This window comes from Legionella quinlivanii, from assembly GCF_900461555.1.
In the GTDB taxonomy this organism is placed as follows: Bacteria; Pseudomonadota; Gammaproteobacteria; order Legionellales; family Legionellaceae; genus Legionella_C; species Legionella_C quinlivanii.
In genome coordinates, this window is record NZ_UGOX01000001.1 from 1,146,879 (window position 1) to 1,160,931 (window position 14,053).

Genomic DNA, 14,053 nt, shown 5'->3' on the forward strand with positions numbered 1-14,053 from the left:
GTGCTTTTTCATGATTCCAAAAAATGCTGAGTGTAACTTGTTTTAATCATCGTTTCACGTCCGGTGGACGTATGATTGTGCTGGCCGTATTGGCTATTGTCCTGCTTATTGTTTTAGGATTCTGGCAGCTGCATCGCGCAGAAGAAAAACAGTTGATTCTTTCTGCCGAGGCCAGAGAGACTCAATTGCCTCCTGTTGAATGGGCTGCAGGAATGCCTTATCCGAAGCAGTATCAGTTAATCGAGGTTAAAGGCCGGTATTTATCATCCGTTTTCCTTCTGGATAATCAGTTTTTTGAGCATCAGCCGGGATATAATGTGCTATCCCCCTATTTGCTTGCTGACGGTCATCTGCTATTAATCGACAGAGGCTGGATCGCCGGTGATCGCAGCCATATTCCGGAATTGCCTCCTCTGCTGCCAGCACATCATTTAAGCGGTCGGGCTTACTTTCCTTCCGCTAAATCATGGGTTTTAGGACAGGAAGCTGAAATAAAAAGCGATAGTATTACCATAGTTGAACGCATTGACGTGAATTTAATCAGTAATCTTTTGCATAAATCTGTCTATCCGTTTATTATTCGCCTCAATAAAGATGACGTTAATGGTTTTACCCGTAAGTGGCCTACTGTTACAATGTCGCCGCAACGTCACTATGCCTATGCCTTGCAATGGTTTGCCCTGGCTTTTATTGCCCTGGTGGTTTTTATTGGCTCGAATTTGAAAAAAATCAATGACTAATACTGTTAAATCGAAAAATCTGGTCCTGTATCTTTTAGCGCTCCTGTTCATCGCGCCTGGGGTTGCGGCCTATCTTTTTTTTACTCATCCGCAATGGCTCCGCGCGCAGGCGATTAATAAGGGCAATTTGCTAGTGCCTGCTGTTTCTGTGGACCTTGCTAATCCAAAAAGTAAGTGGCAGCTGGTATTCTGGAACCCTGGTGTTTGCGAACAAGCCTGCTTGTCACAGCTTGATAAATTAGGACGTATTCGTTTAGCGCTTGGAAGGCATTTATATGAAGTGGAGGAAGTGCTTATTCTTCCTCCTGGCGTCAAATTATCTCCAGAAGTCGCTCAGCTATTGCAGGATCAGGATATGCATTATCAAAACCTTTCGGCCAGCAAGCTTCCGTCGTCAGCACAGGTATATATTGCCAATCCTGACAAATTCCTGATTTTATCCTATTCATCAGCCGCCAAACCGGCAGATATTTATAAAGATTTAAAACATTTATTAAATGCGGGTAAACAGAGTGCTTGATACAATTTATACAAACTGGATGCGCTGGGCTGCGAGTATTGCTGTCATATTGTCCCTGCTTGTCGTGATGCTGGGCGCTTATACCCGCCTGACAAATGCAGGTCTTGGCTGCCCCGACTGGCCTGGATGTTATGGACACATGGTTCTGCCGTCAGATACCAAGGCGTTGGGCAAAGCACAAAATGCCTACCCGGATAATCCTATCGAATCCCGTAAAGCCTGGACGGAGATGGCGCATCGCTATGCAGCGGGTACGCTGGCCTTGTTGATATTCGCTGTGGGAGGTATTTCGGTATTTCGGACATTGAGAGAACGGAGACCTTTTGCTCGATTGCCTTTTCTACTCATGCTGCTGGTCTTGTTTCAGGCCGCGCTGGGTATGTGGACTGTGACGCTTAAGTTACTTCCTGTGGTGGTGATGGCCCATCTACTTGGGGGCATATTAATTTTTTCCTGTCTTGTTCGTCTGCGTTTGCAGATGACAGAGAGAAGAGATGTTTCAAAACCTTCATGGAGTTTCTGGATTGCTCTGGGGGCATTCATCGTATTTTTCCAGATCGCTCTGGGCGGTTGGGTAAGTGCCAACTATGCAGGGATTGCCTGTATTGGTTTTCCACAGTGTAATGGCGAATGGTTACCGGCAATAAAGCTATCCCAAGGGTTTAACCTGTTTTCACCCGTTGGCGAAAATTATCAGGGCGGGCTTCTCGAAAGCGAAGTCAGAGCATCTATTCAAGGGATTCATCGCTTGGGCGCTTTAATTACTACTCTGTATTTATTGGGCCTTTCGATATTTATATTGCTAAGATCTGCCAGCAAATCCTTGCGTGGAATGGCTCTTTTGGTGCTTATCCTGCTCGGCGTCCAGCTATGTCTTGGTATTATCAATGTATTGTATCTGCTTCCCTTATGGTCAGCAGTTGCCCACAACGGGATGGCTGCCATGCTATTGGCCAGCCTGTTTATAATGTTTTATTTCTCTCGGGAGGAGCGCTGTGATGCAAAATGAGGCCTGCCTGACGTCAGCATCCTGGCGAGATTATCTGGAGCTTTGCAAGCCGCGCGTGGTGTTGTTAATGCTGTTAACCGTTATGGTGGGCATGTATCTGGCAGCGCCTGGCTGGATACCCTTATCCACCTTGTGCATTACACTGATAGGTGTCGGCTGTGCCGCCAGTAGTGCCGCAGCAATCAACCATCTGGTTGATAAACGTATTGACGCCTTAATGGCCAGAACCAAAAAACGTCCGGTGGCTCGGGGCCGCATTTCGATTAAACAGGCGATTAGCTTTGCCTTGTTTTTGGGCGTTACAGGTCTGACCTTGCTTTCTCTATGGATCAATACGCTTACTGCAGTGCTGACCTTTGTGACGCTTATTGGTTATGCCGGAATTTACACTGGTTATCTGAAACGGGCTACCCCTCAAAATATTGTGATCGGCGGCCTGGCGGGTGCATCACCGCCCTTATTGGGATGGACGGCAATAACCAATCACCTTGATCCCAATGCCCTTTTACTGGTATTAATTATTTTTACCTGGACCCCGCCTCATTTCTGGGCGCTGGCTATTTATCGATTTGAAGATTATCGTCATGCAGAAATCCCTATGCTGCCGGTAACCCATGGTATTGCTTTTACCAAGCTCAATATTGTTCTGTATACTATTCTGCTACTGGTGGTCACCATGCTTCCAGTCCTTGTAGGGATGAGCGGTTTGATTTATCTGGCTGGCGCGGTTATTTTGGGACTGCGATTTTTACACTGGACCTGGCGCCTGTATCGAAGTGATGAGCCGGTTATTGCCTTGCGAACCTTTCGATTCTCTATTGTGTATTTAATGTTACTGTTTGTCTTTTTGTTAATTGACCATTACGTGTAAGAGGAAAAAATGGCAAGTCAAAATAAAAAAATTACCCTGACGGTCACGGTGCTTTTAGCGATAGCAGCCATGTTTACCGGTTTGTTCGTCGCGCAACATATGCATTGGAATAAAGAAATTGACCCTTCGCAATTTCATGGCACCTTATTACAGAAACCTCGTGATATCGAGCAGTTCAGTCTGACAGGGGTTGATGAGAAATCCTTTGACAACAAGAGTCTGCAGGGACAATGGACAATGATATTTTTTGGTTTTACTAACTGCGGATACGTTTGTCCTACTACGATGGCTGAGTTGGCTAAAATGTATAGTATTCTTGAAGAACAGCGGGTGAAACCTTTACCGCATGTTGTTATGATTTCTGTTGATCCGGAAAGAGATGATCTTGAAAAACTTAAAAATTATGTGATCGCTTTCAATCCTCATTTTTATGGCGCAAGAGGGGAACAGGCGACTGTTAAAAAAATGGCAATGGAAATGGGTATTGCTTATGAGAAAAAAATCTCAACAAATTCAGAGAACTATGATGTGCAGCATAGCGGTGCTGTCATGCTATTCAATCCCCAGGGGGAATTGAGTGCATTTTTCACCACTCCTCATCGAGCTGATTTACTGGCAAAAGATTATCAGCTTCTGGTTGGTTAAAAATTATTAGGGTGCTTAACTACTCGTTTTCCTGTCATATCTGAAATAGATTATATGCTCTGTGATGCCTGAGCCTGTAGGCTTATCAGGCATCCAGCTCTCTATGGCATTGTCTTTGAGAGATGGTGTACCGGAACACAGTAATTTCGTATGAATAACGAGCCAACAAGCCCTTACTTGTCGTCTATACTTTTCTCATGAGACAAAGCAGACTAGTCCTGCGACTGGCTCAGAGAAGAAATAGATTTTTGGATACAATAAAAACAATTGGGAATAATTATCTTCATGAAAATTGCGATCTTGGCGACCAATCCCCATTTATATTCTCACCAACGATTAAAGGAAGCCGGTGAAGCCGCTGGACATGAAGTCAATATTATCAATCCACTGTACTGCTATATGAATGTTGCGGCTTCCAGCCCAAAAGTGCATTATCGCGGCGGTGAACCCTTGCCCAAGTATGATGCGGTGATACCACGTATTGGTGCGTCAATTACTTACTACGGCACTGCAGTCTTGCGGCATATGGAAACTATGGGAATGTATACCTTAAATGAATCGATTGCGATTTCGCGCTCCCGTGACAAATTCCGCTCCCTGCAGATACTAGCTCGAAAAGGGATCCCGATGCCATTGACCAGTTTTGCTCAGTCACCGGACGATACAGAAGATTTAATCCGTATGGTCGGAGGAGCCCCCCTGGTCATTAAATTACTTGAGGGAACACAGGGCAAGGGCGTTATTCTCGCAGATAGCCACCAATCAGCAGTTAGTATTATTAATGCATTTAAGGAAATGTCGGCCAATATTCTGGTTCAGGAGTTTATTCAGGAATCCAAAGGAACGGACATCCGTTGCTTTGTCATTGGGGATAAAGTCGTTGCCGCGGTTAAACGACAGGCAAAAGAGGGAGAGTTTCGCGCCAATGTTCACCAGGGTGGTAAAGCACAGAAGGTTGCCTTATCTCCGCAGGAGCGTGCCATTGCGATTGGAGCGGCCAAAGCGATGGGACTCAAAGTGGCCGGTGTCGACTTAATTCGATCCAATCATGGACCGCTGGTGCTTGAAATCAACTCCTCTCCAGGATTGGAAGGGGTTGAGAAGGCGACCCATATTAATATCGCGGGAAAGATCATTCAGTACATAGAAAAAAATGCCAAACCCAAAGGCTTAAATCAACGCTTTCAGGGATAGGCGGCCTTCCTCTCTACGTACTGCGGCTTGACCGCAGTATAACGATCTTAAGAAAAAAACAATTAAATGTGTTTATTATAAATAAACAATGATGTAAAATTGAGCAAATTGTTTTTGCTAACAGGTCTCAAAATGCCTTGGAAAAAATTAGGTGGTGGTAGTTTTAATACCACTTATGTGAATGTCGAGAAAGGAGAGGTCTTAAAAATTCAAAAAGAGTGTTATGAGACAGACCTCCCACAACGTTCAGTAAGATTGTGGAATGAAATAAACTCTCATATCAAACCCCCCGCCCGTGTTGTTCGTTCCGAACAGTTTGGCCCTGGATGGATTTGTCCTTACATTAAAGGCAGACAATCTACCGATGAGGAAATGGTTGGCGCTTTAATTGATATTTTTTCACGAACTGGCCGTATTGTCATTGACGCGGCTGGACGCAAGAATTTTGTGACAACAAAAAGCGGTCACGTCGTTTGTGTGGATGTGGGGCTTTGTCTGGAGCTTGAGAAAAGGCATGAAGTTCGCCTTGGGAATAAAACAAGACGAAGAAGTATAGCAAGCCAGAACTATTGGGGGGATGCAGAGGTTCTACATGACAATTGGTTTCGGATAAATAGTTGGGTCTTTCCACAAACAATAGAAACAGTCAAAGCTTTATTGTTTATCAAGAACAATCGGCCTGACATTTTTGACGCCGGATTTTTAAAAAACAAACCCAATTTAATAAAGGCATTGGCTGCTGGCTATGATGCTCAGCGGAATGTGGGCATTAACTCACGGGTTGAATTGGCGGCAGAGATAATCGATTATAGAGCCAGCATCTCGACTCATCCTTCAAGGCGCTTACCAGCTGTTTCTCTAAAAACCAAAGACAGATTATCCGAAGCAGTTAATAAAGCGAAAAATATTTTATTAGTCGAAAGAGAATTAAGTCTCGATAATCTTAAAGAAAGCTGCATCAGAGAGTTAACCCGTTATCTGATTTCGAGAGGCTCTTTAAAAGAGGGTGAGTTTTCAGCGTCTCTGATTACTCGCTTCTTTAGGAATTCCGAGTTGACGGCGACAAAAGCTGAATATACCAGGCTGCTCATGCATAACATTCATAATGCAGAGTCGGTTGAGGAAATAAAGAGGCTTGTACACAATACTTACAAGGATCAACTATTGAGTGCTTCAGCGCATAGCGTCAGCCTCGCTGTACGTCTGGCGCAATGTTCTGCTATGTGTGAGGTGGTAGAAGAGCAATCTGCTGGTTTGCAGAGACGGGCGGGACTCTAATCTCTGCAAACAGCTTAGGAGGCCCGGGTTTCTCTCTTTCGGTTATCACTTTTACCGATGAGCCAATCCGGGTTAACCTCCAGTTCATCTGCTAATCGATCCAGTATTTTAGAGGTAGGAATCACTATTCCGTTTAAAAACGCCTCTGCCTGATATTTGGGAATTTTCAAGAGTTTAGAGAATACTTCAATTCGCTCATCGTCTCGAGGAGGAACTCCGATACCATCCAGTTCTTTATTCAGGCGTTCAGCAAATCGTTTATTGCTCATTCCCTGCTCCTAAGCAGTATCATATAGATTCTTCTATAGCATAAAAAATCACTTTTGCAATATTCTGGTGTATGATTAAAATGTGAATAGAACAAGACCCTTAATTCTCATTATCTGGAGCATATCGTGGAATCCTTAATTACATTGGGTTTACTGGTTATTTTTGCAGTTGCTTTTGTTCTTTCTGGTGTTAAGGTCGTTCCTCAATCAGAAGAGTGGACTGTAGAGCGGTTCGGACGCTATACCCACACTCTATCACCCGGATTGGGATTAATTGTTCCATTTATTGATCGGGTTACCTACAAAGTAAATATGAGGGAGCGAGTCCTTGAGATTCCTCCCCAGGAAATTATTTCTTCTGATAATGCAATGGTAACTATCGACGCAGTCTGTTTTTTTCAGGTGGTGGATACGGCAAAATCAGCATACCAGGTTGATAATCTCGAACATGCCATCCGCAACTTAACGATGACCAATATTCGTACCGTTCTGGGATCTCTGGAGTTGGACGGGATGCTTAGTCATCGGGATGAAATCAATAGCCGGCTAATGCATGTAGTTGATCAGGCAACGACTCCTTGGGGAGTAAAAGTGACCCGGATTGAAATTCGTGATATTCGCCCGCCACAGGATCTGGTGGATGCAATGGCGAATCAGATGAAAGCCGAGCGTGAAAAAAGGGCCTCAATTCTCGCTGCCGAAGGGGATAGACAAGCAGAAATACTGCGCGCTGAAGGGGATAAGCAGGGACAGATTTTGCGGGCAGAAGCGGCACGTCAGGAGGCATTTCTGGAAGCTGAGGCGCGTGAACGCACTGCCCAGGCCGATGCCAATGCCACGCGTATGGTGTCTGAAGCGATAGCGCAAGGCGATATCAATGCGATTAATTATTTTATCGCCGAGAAGTATGTCGATGCGCTTAAATCGATAGGAAATGCTCAAAACAGCAAAATGGTGTTATTACCCGTTGAAGCAACCGGAATAATAGGAGCGCTTGGCGGGATCAGCGAATTGATGAATAACGTTAAGACTAAATCGAATTAGTGAGATGATAATGAGCTGGTTAGTATATTGGCATTGGTTCGCATTGGCCCTGATCTTAATGATCGCTGAAACCTTAGGGGCTGCAGGATTACTGGTTGCACTTGGAATGGCTGCTGCGTTAACGGGGATCCTCACTTTAGCAGCCGGCTTGTACTGGCAATGGCAACTGATTTGGTTCTCTCTGTTCTGCGTTTTATTCACCATAGGATGGTGGAGAGTGCTTAAATACCGCTCACAGGTTTCACCACCGCCGCTGATTAATCGCCCTTTGGACGCCCTAATTGGGCGTACCGCAATTTTGAGTCAGGCTATTGAAAATGGCCGAGGTAAAATCTATCTAAACGACGCCTACTGGTTTGTAACCGGGCCTGAGTTAGCTGCTGGAGCACGTGTTAAAATCATTGCTGTTCAGGATAATACGGTTTTACTGGTAGAACCGCTTTCATGAAGATGCTTAAGTAAGCCAGAATCATTCAATTATTACGAATAAAGCGAAGTGATAATTAGAACGGTTTGAGCCGTTCGGGCTGAGGATATCCCTCAACTCGAATCGGTTCAGGAGCAACGCTTTTTAATTGATGTATTCGCGTTAATCCAGACATTTAAAGCGGTACATAGTAATGAAGGGCGGTAAGCTATATCAGCCTAAGCCATTTCTTCAACTGGTTCACTTAATGCAATGACATTAGACGCATGCAGACCACGCTCGCCTTTTTCCAAATCGTAAGAAACCTGTTGACCGGGAGCCAGGGTTTTGTACCCTGAACCATGTATGGCTGAAAAATGTACAAAAATATCTTCGCCACCACCTTCGGGCATAATAAATCCCCATCCTTTGGCATTATTAAACCATTTAACTTCGCCTGTAGCCATAAATCCTCCTTAAACTGGCAGCTGCATATCGATTTATACAACATAACCAATAGCGTAATTGCCTTCGTCCTTAAATGACAATTGTGAAAACCCATAAATAATATAGGTACTTTTCAACATAACTCAAAATTCATGCTTGTCAAATATTTTTTACGAAAAAAATTATTATTTTCCTGACATTATAAGAAGTCTGCTCTAAAAAAAATTACTGTTTTAAAAAAATGCTCATATTCAGCAAGCCTGGATTAACTTTTACTAGACCATCCTTTAGAATGCATAAACTAACCAAAATGGCTTGAGGCTATGTTTTCAATTGACGAGCGCATACTAAATTCCAGTGTATTTGTTTGTGAGAGCCGTTTATCTACCGTACTGGTAAAAAATGACAACCGTTTTCCTTGGCTTCTTTTAGTGCCAAGGGTTGAGGGTGTACAGGAAATCACTCAGTTATCTCCAAAGCAACAACGCGTTCTTATGGAGGAGATCGATTTGTTTTCCCGCGTTTTACAGGCGTCTCGTGAACCGGATAAATTAAACATCGGTGCTCTGGGGAATATGGTTAGCCAGCTGCATATTCATATCGTTGCGCGATTTAAAACGGATATTGCCTGGCCTCATAGCGTGTGGCAGCCTCTGGTGGATAGCTGCTCTTATGAGCCGCAAACCCTGGAAATTTTTATCGAGCGTTTAAAAGAACAGATTACCTGTCTTTCCAAGTCCGCCTATTTACCCTCATTTCCTAAATAAAACAAGTTCTACTCAATGGTATATACTGAGATTAAGAACTATATTTTTTTAGGAGGGTTTATGGCAATTGATAATTCATTCGCCAATCAACTATTAATTGCCATGCCTTCGTTAACGGATCCTAACTTTCAGCATGCCGTGATTTATGTGTGCGAGCATAATGAACACGGTACAGTCGGATTAATTATTAATCGTCCCATGCAGTACCCGCTTGGGCTCGTTTTTGAACAAATGAATATCCACCCCCTTCGCAATGAGCAAAACTATCAGCCTTTGTTATATGGAGGCCCGGTGCAGCCGGAAAGAGGTTTTGTAATCCATCGGCCAACCGGCGGCTGGCGTTCCAGTTTATCCCTTCGCGATGATGTGACTGTGACTACCTCCAATGATATTATCCGCGCAATCGCTGATGATACGGGTCCCAAAGATGCTTTAATTACCCTCGGATATACCGGATGGGGCGAACATCAGCTTGAGCAGGAAGTGATAACTAATGTATGGCTGGTATGTCCTTATAAGGCCGAAATTATGTATGAAGTTCCTTTTTCTCAACGATGGGAGTATGCCGGCAAGATTCTGGGCATCAACATGAGTCAACTCACTTCTGACGCTGGTCATGCCTGATAAATCCCGGGTATAATTTATAAGACAGCACTATTTGGATTTTTTTATGCCCAGCGGTATTTATTTGGGATTTGATTTTGGTTTAAAACGTATTGGATTAGCAGTAGGACAAAAAATAACACTGACAGCCCGCCCTCTGACAACCTTCAGTGCAGAAGCAGGGATCCCTGACTGGCGTCTGGTTGAGAAATCAATCAAAGAATGGAAACCAGAAGCCCTGATTGTCGGTTTGCCCACCTGTATCGATAACAGTGAACAGTACACCACTGCCTTAGCCCGCGAATTTGCGGACCAATTGTCCAATCGTTTTTCCCTGCCGGTTCATCTGGTGGATGAACGATTATCAACTGTAGAAGCCAGAGCAGAGTTGTTTGCTCAGGGCGGATACCGTAAACTAAAGAGCAGCCCTATTGACAGTTTTGCTGCCTGCGTGATTCTTGAACAATGGTTGCAATATCCGGATAACTAATATGAATCATTTTCTCAATATCGATCAGTTAAACTCGGCTGAGATCCATCATTTGCTGGAGCGTGCCAAGGCATTTAAAGAGAATAAAATCCCTTATCCTGTATATTCTGAACAGCGCCTGGCCAATTTATTTTATGAAAACAGCACTCGAACCAGAGTGAGTTTTGAGGTGGCTGCTGCCAATTTATCCATGCAGGTAATCAACCTTGATTTGGATCGCTCCTCAGAAAGCAAAGGGGAAGTGATTGAGGACACCATAAGAAATCTTGCGGCAATGGGAATTAATTTATTCACCATTCGACACAGCCAGAATTTTTTGCCTCAGGAATTATCCCGGATATTAGATAAAGGCGTTCATTTAATTAATGCTGGGGATGGCACGAATGAGCATCCTACTCAGGCAATGCTGGATTTAATGACGATCCTTGAACACAAACCTGATCTGCAATCGCTGAAAATCGCTTTAATCGGTAATCTGCGGCATTCTCGGGTAGCGAATTCCCTGCAAAAGGTATTTGCTCTCGTTGGGGTTAAAGAACTTCATTTAATAGCGCCAGAACTATGGCAACCGCAAACGCTGCATTTTGGTCAAGCTACAGAATCGCTGCGGGAGGGATTAAGCAATGCGGATGTGGTGATATGTCTTCGCGTACAGCGTGAACGATTGCTGGATAATGAAAACCTTGATCTGAGCACATTTCGCCGTTATTTTGCTCTGACCCCTGAGCATGTTAAATGGGCAAAGCCTGACGCCATTGTGATGCATCCCGGGCCTGTCAATCGTGGTGTTGAGATTGACAGCGACATTGTCGATGGTTCGCAATCGGTCATTTTGCAGCAAGTACGAAATGGTGTGTTTATGCGCATGGCGGTGCTTGAAGCGGTAATGAACTCCAAATAGGTGAGTGGCAGGCCGGCTTTTCGCCGGTCTGCTGTTTGTTTTTGAACGCGACGGATTATTTGGGAGCCTGTAACATTTGTCGGAACGATAATGCCCGTTTCAAAGAACTGTTATCCACCCGGTTTTTCTTCTGCATATCCGCAATGGTGCGTGCCACCTTCAGTAACCGATGATAGGCACGTGCCGATAAATTAAGTCGTGATAATACTTCAGATAAAAATTGCTGTTCTTCCTCCTGCAGTTCGCAGAATACTTCGCATTCTTTGGCGCTCAAGTGCGCATTGAGACACCCCTGTCTTGCCAATTGCAATTCTCGACAGTTTCGCACCTCATTTCTCAGATATTCACTTTGTTTTGTTTCTTTCTTGACAGGACTAAGCAGTTCCTCTTTGGACAGCGGCTGTACGGTAATCTGCATGTCAATACGGTCCAGAAATGGGGCGGATAATTTGCCAAGATAGCGTTGAATTCGTTCCGGACTGCACAAGCAATTGGTTGTGGGATTACCCCATTGCCCGCAGGGGCATGGGTTCATCGCTGCGATCAATTGAAATTTGGCAGGATATTCCGTTTGAACGGCGGCTCTGGAGATATGAATAACGCCTGATTCAAGAGGTTCACGCAGGGTTTCCAGCACATGCCGGCTGAACTCGGGCAGCTCGTCTAAAAATAATATACCATTATGTGCCAGTGAAATTTCACCAGGTTTGGGAGGATTGCTGCCGCCTACCAGTGCCACGGTCGATGCAGTATGGTGAGGCGAGCGAAAAGGGGGGGAGCGCCAGCTCTGGTAATCGATCGCTTTTTTACTGATGGAATGCAGGGCGATGCATTCAAATGCCTGTTCATCACCGAGTTCAGGAACCAGGGTGTGGAATCGTTTTGCCAACATGGTTTTGCCGCTGCCTGGAGAACCGCATAATAATACACTATGGCCTCCTGCTGCAGCGATGAACATAGCTTGTTTGGCATGTTCCTGTCCCTTGATATCTGACCAGTCCATGGTAGGGCTGATAGCTGTAGGGCGGGGCGGCGGCAGATTTTGAAGCGGGGTATCCAGGGTTAAATAACTGCAGATTTCTCTCAAACTGTTAGAGGACAATACGCCCTTATAACTAATTAGTGACGCCTCTTCTGCATTATCCGCCGGTATGATAATCAATCGATTATCACGTCGACTGGATAAAATAACGGGAATAATTGCATTAATGCCGCGTAAGCCTCCATCCAGAGCCAGTTCACCGATAAACTCATGATCGGACAGTTTGGCGGGTGGAATTTGCCCTGAAGCCGCCAGAATACCTATGGCAATGGGCAAGTCGAAACCACTGCCTGATTTCGGAAGTTCCGCAGGGGCCAGATTCACTGTAATTTTACGGCATGGGAATTCAAATTGGCTATTTACGATGGCGCTTCTTACCCGATCTTTACTTTCCTTCACCGCAGTTTCTGGCAGGCCTACTATAGTAAAACTGGGCAGGCCATAGGCCAGATGGACTTCGACAGAAACAGGCTTGGCGTAAATACCAATAGCACTGCGTGTTTTGCTAAGTGCGAGATTCATTTTTATTCCTTTAGGTAGACTTGTAGCAAATCAAAAAAACAGTTTAGACGTTATCCTGGTCTTTTTTTTCTGTTGATTGAAGTTTAATCATTAAATTAACCTGAGCTTCCAGCGCTTCCAGTTTTTCTCTGGTGCGGCCTAGCACTTTGGTCTGTACGTCAAATTCTTCACGGGTGATTAGATCCATACGATTGAATGCAATCTGCAAAATTTCCTTAAATTTGTCTTCAACATCTTTTTCAATGTTTTGGATGCTGGAGGGGAGGCTGGCAAATAATTTTTTGGCCAGGTCATCGAAATATTTGGGGTCAAACATTATGAAACTCCTTATCAGGTAGAGTATTAAATCTGATACTATTTAACGGCTTCAGTATAACTCAATGCGAAAAGTCTGATAACTGATTTATAGATTATTAATAATAGGGCTTCTGAAAAAACTTTTCCTGATTATAGACAGGATCAGCTAGAATATTATTTCAATTAAAGCCTCTCCCGGAATAAAAAATGAAAATGGTCACGGCAATTATTAAACCTTTTAAACTGGATGATGTGCATGAAGCATTAATGGAGATTAATGTTCCTGGCATTACTATCTCTGAAATGCGGGGTTTTGGCCGTCAAAAAGGGCATACCGAATTGTATCGGGGGGCGGAATATGTAGTGGATTTCCTGCCGAAAATAAAAATTGAACTGCTGCTTCCTGATAATATGGTTGAACCTGCTATCGATGCAATCTGCAAATCAGCCTACACCGGGAAAATAGGTGACGGTAAAATTTTCGTCTATGATTTGCAGCAGGTGATTCGCATCCGCACCGGGGAAATGGGTGAGGACGCAATTTAAGCGAGCTCACTTTAATTCCTGGATAAAATGCCATTCGCTGGCGCTTACAGGCATCACTGACAAACGATTTCCTTTTCGCAATAAGGGCATGTTGCCCAGCTCAGGATAGTTTTTTAGCTCTTCAAGCGAAATCAAACGTTTGAACTTTTCTTTAAACCGCACATCTACCATAAACCAGCGTGGATTTTCAGGTGTGCTTTTAGGATCAGGATGCTCGCTGTCTGGATCAAATGCGGTGAAGTCGGGGTAAGCTTTACTGGTTATTTCGGCAATGCCAATAATACCAGGCGGGCTGCAATTGGAATGGTAAAAGAATATCTGATCACCCATTGACATTTCTTTTATAAAATTCCTGGCCTGATAATTTCTGACACCGTCCCAATGGGTTGTCTGATTTGGTGCTTTTTGTAAATCATCAATACTGAAACAGGAAGGTTCTGACTTCATTAACCAATAGTTCAT

Annotated in this window: 19 protein-coding genes; 14 read left to right on the forward strand and 5 right to left on the reverse strand. The window is 44.2% G+C overall.

Going from position 1 to position 14,053, the window contains the following annotated elements:
• Positions 1–23: 23 nt before the first annotated feature.
• From DYH61_RS04825 to DYH61_RS04855, 7 genes are all read left to right on the forward strand, one after another.
• On the forward strand, positions 24–740 hold the full coding sequence (locus tag DYH61_RS04825) for an SURF1 family protein (RefSeq protein ID WP_058508931.1): 717 nt from the start codon (positions 24–26) through the stop codon (positions 738–740).
• Positions 733–1,260, forward strand: a complete 528-nt coding sequence (locus DYH61_RS04830) for a hypothetical protein (RefSeq protein ID WP_058508932.1) — start codon at positions 733–735, stop codon at positions 1,258–1,260. Before DYH61_RS04825 ends, DYH61_RS04830 begins: the two co-directional genes overlap by 8 nt.
• Positions 1,261–1,264: 4 nt before the next feature.
• Complete coding sequence (locus DYH61_RS04835) at positions 1,265–2,269, forward strand: COX15/CtaA family protein (protein ID WP_172463593.1); 1,005 nt, start codon at positions 1,265–1,267, stop codon at positions 2,267–2,269.
• Positions 2,259–3,140, forward strand: a complete 882-nt coding sequence (gene cyoE, locus DYH61_RS04840; RefSeq protein WP_058508934.1) for a heme o synthase — start codon at positions 2,259–2,261, stop codon at positions 3,138–3,140. Before DYH61_RS04835 ends, cyoE begins: the two co-directional genes overlap by 11 nt.
• A 9-nt stretch (positions 3,141–3,149) precedes the next feature.
• Positions 3,150–3,785: an SCO family protein gene (locus DYH61_RS04845; protein ID WP_058508935.1), complete on the forward strand. Its 636-nt coding sequence runs from the start codon at positions 3,150–3,152 to the stop codon at positions 3,783–3,785.
• A gap of 285 nt (positions 3,786–4,070) precedes the next feature.
• Positions 4,071–4,979, forward strand: a complete 909-nt coding sequence (gene rimK / locus DYH61_RS04850; RefSeq protein ID WP_058508936.1) for a 30S ribosomal protein S6--L-glutamate ligase — start codon at positions 4,071–4,073, stop codon at positions 4,977–4,979.
• 132 nt (positions 4,980–5,111) lie between these two features.
• Entirely contained in the window at positions 5,112–6,257 is a 1,146-nt protein-coding gene (locus tag DYH61_RS04855; RefSeq protein WP_133129113.1) for a hypothetical protein, read from the forward strand.
• A 14-nt stretch (positions 6,258–6,271) separates the two neighbouring features.
• Here DYH61_RS04855 and DYH61_RS04860 read toward each other — a convergent pair whose 3' ends face one another.
• Positions 6,272–6,526, reverse strand: a complete 255-nt coding sequence (locus DYH61_RS04860; RefSeq protein WP_058508938.1) for a transcriptional regulator — start codon at positions 6,524–6,526, stop codon at positions 6,272–6,274.
• Between the two features lie 126 nt (positions 6,527–6,652).
• Here DYH61_RS04860 and DYH61_RS04865 point away from each other — a divergent pair, with 126 nt between their 5' ends.
• Positions 6,653–7,570 carry an SPFH domain-containing protein gene (locus DYH61_RS04865; protein WP_172458273.1) on the forward strand — a complete coding sequence of 306 codons (918 nt, stop codon included), beginning with the start codon at positions 6,653–6,655 and terminating at the stop codon, positions 7,568–7,570.
• A 10-nt stretch (positions 7,571–7,580) separates the two neighbouring features.
• Positions 7,581–8,018 carry an NfeD family protein gene (locus DYH61_RS04870; protein ID WP_058508940.1) on the forward strand — a complete coding sequence of 146 codons (438 nt, stop codon included), beginning with the start codon at positions 7,581–7,583 and terminating at the stop codon, positions 8,016–8,018.
• A 197-nt stretch (positions 8,019–8,215) separates the two neighbouring features.
• On the opposite strand, the gene DYH61_RS04875 is transcribed toward DYH61_RS04870, so the two are convergent.
• Positions 8,216–8,443, reverse strand: a complete 228-nt coding sequence (locus DYH61_RS04875) for a cold-shock protein (protein WP_058508941.1) — start codon at positions 8,441–8,443, stop codon at positions 8,216–8,218.
• Positions 8,444–8,746: 303 nt separating this feature from the next.
• Here DYH61_RS04875 and DYH61_RS04880 point away from each other — a divergent pair, with 303 nt between their 5' ends.
• From DYH61_RS04880 to DYH61_RS04895, 4 genes are read left to right on the forward strand one after another with little or no spacing between them, the layout of a single operon-like run.
• Positions 8,747–9,190, forward strand: coding sequence for an HIT domain-containing protein (locus tag DYH61_RS04880; protein WP_058508942.1), 444 nt, complete (start codon positions 8,747–8,749; stop codon positions 9,188–9,190).
• A 60-nt stretch (positions 9,191–9,250) separates the two neighbouring features.
• On the forward strand, positions 9,251–9,814 hold the full coding sequence (locus DYH61_RS04885) for a YqgE/AlgH family protein (protein WP_058508943.1): 564 nt from the start codon (positions 9,251–9,253) through the stop codon (positions 9,812–9,814).
• Between the two features lie 46 nt (positions 9,815–9,860).
• Positions 9,861–10,283, forward strand: coding sequence for a Holliday junction resolvase RuvX (gene ruvX, locus DYH61_RS04890; protein WP_058508944.1), 423 nt, complete (start codon positions 9,861–9,863; stop codon positions 10,281–10,283).
• A 1-nt stretch (position 10,284) separates the two neighbouring features.
• Entirely contained in the window at positions 10,285–11,184 is a 900-nt protein-coding gene (locus DYH61_RS04895; protein WP_058508945.1) for an aspartate carbamoyltransferase catalytic subunit, read from the forward strand.
• A gap of 55 nt (positions 11,185–11,239) precedes the next feature.
• On the opposite strand, the gene DYH61_RS04900 is transcribed toward DYH61_RS04895, so the two are convergent.
• Together DYH61_RS04900 and ubiK are read right to left on the reverse strand one after the other, a co-directional pair.
• On the reverse strand, positions 11,240–12,748 hold the full coding sequence (locus DYH61_RS04900) for a YifB family Mg chelatase-like AAA ATPase (protein ID WP_058508946.1): 1,509 nt from the start codon (positions 12,746–12,748) through the stop codon (positions 11,240–11,242).
• A gap of 43 nt (positions 12,749–12,791) precedes the next feature.
• Complete coding sequence (gene ubiK, locus DYH61_RS04905) at positions 12,792–13,064, reverse strand: ubiquinone biosynthesis accessory factor UbiK (RefSeq protein ID WP_058508947.1); 273 nt, start codon at positions 13,062–13,064, stop codon at positions 12,792–12,794.
• Positions 13,065–13,252: 188 nt separating this feature from the next.
• On the opposite strand from ubiK, the gene DYH61_RS04910 reads away from it, so the two are divergent.
• Positions 13,253–13,591, forward strand: coding sequence for a P-II family nitrogen regulator (locus DYH61_RS04910; protein ID WP_058508948.1), 339 nt, complete (start codon positions 13,253–13,255; stop codon positions 13,589–13,591).
• Positions 13,592–13,597: 6 nt separating this feature from the next.
• Here DYH61_RS04910 and DYH61_RS04915 read toward each other — a convergent pair whose 3' ends face one another.
• Positions 13,598–14,053 (reverse strand): EVE domain-containing protein, encoded by a 456-nt coding sequence (locus DYH61_RS04915; RefSeq protein ID WP_058508949.1) that lies wholly within the window; start codon positions 14,051–14,053, stop codon positions 13,598–13,600.

Excerpts from the sequence above, each read along its gene's own strand:
- DYH61_RS04825 (WP_058508931.1), top strand. The coding sequence starts at position 24 with ATGCTGAGTGTAACTTGTTTTAATCATCGTTTCACGTCCGGTGGACGT.
- DYH61_RS04830 (WP_058508932.1), top strand. The coding sequence starts at position 733 with ATGACTAATACTGTTAAATCGAAAAATCTGGTCCTGTATCTTTTAGCG.
- cyoE (WP_058508934.1), top strand. The coding sequence starts at position 2,259 with ATGCAAAATGAGGCCTGCCTGACGTCAGCATCCTGGCGAGATTATCTG.
- DYH61_RS04845 (WP_058508935.1), top strand. The coding sequence starts at position 3,150 with ATGGCAAGTCAAAATAAAAAAATTACCCTGACGGTCACGGTGCTTTTA.
- rimK (WP_058508936.1), top strand. The coding sequence starts at position 4,071 with ATGAAAATTGCGATCTTGGCGACCAATCCCCATTTATATTCTCACCAA.
- DYH61_RS04855 (WP_133129113.1), top strand. The coding sequence starts at position 5,112 with ATGCCTTGGAAAAAATTAGGTGGTGGTAGTTTTAATACCACTTATGTG.
- DYH61_RS04860 (WP_058508938.1), bottom strand. The coding sequence starts at position 6,526 with ATGAGCAATAAACGATTTGCTGAACGCCTGAATAAAGAACTGGATGGT.
- DYH61_RS04870 (WP_058508940.1), top strand. The coding sequence starts at position 7,581 with ATGAGCTGGTTAGTATATTGGCATTGGTTCGCATTGGCCCTGATCTTA.
- DYH61_RS04875 (WP_058508941.1), bottom strand. The coding sequence starts at position 8,443 with ATGGCTACAGGCGAAGTTAAATGGTTTAATAATGCCAAAGGATGGGGA.
- DYH61_RS04880 (WP_058508942.1), top strand. The coding sequence starts at position 8,747 with ATGTTTTCAATTGACGAGCGCATACTAAATTCCAGTGTATTTGTTTGT.
- DYH61_RS04885 (WP_058508943.1), top strand. The coding sequence starts at position 9,251 with ATGGCAATTGATAATTCATTCGCCAATCAACTATTAATTGCCATGCCT.
- ruvX (WP_058508944.1), top strand. The coding sequence starts at position 9,861 with ATGCCCAGCGGTATTTATTTGGGATTTGATTTTGGTTTAAAACGTATT.
- DYH61_RS04895 (WP_058508945.1), top strand. The coding sequence starts at position 10,285 with ATGAATCATTTTCTCAATATCGATCAGTTAAACTCGGCTGAGATCCAT.
- DYH61_RS04900 (WP_058508946.1), bottom strand. The coding sequence starts at position 12,748 with ATGAATCTCGCACTTAGCAAAACACGCAGTGCTATTGGTATTTACGCC.
- ubiK (WP_058508947.1), bottom strand. The coding sequence starts at position 13,064 with ATGTTTGACCCCAAATATTTCGATGACCTGGCCAAAAAATTATTTGCC.
- DYH61_RS04910 (WP_058508948.1), top strand. The coding sequence starts at position 13,253 with ATGAAAATGGTCACGGCAATTATTAAACCTTTTAAACTGGATGATGTG.
- DYH61_RS04915 (WP_058508949.1), bottom strand. The coding sequence starts at position 14,053 with ATGAACTATTGGTTAATGAAGTCAGAACCTTCCTGTTTCAGTATTGAT.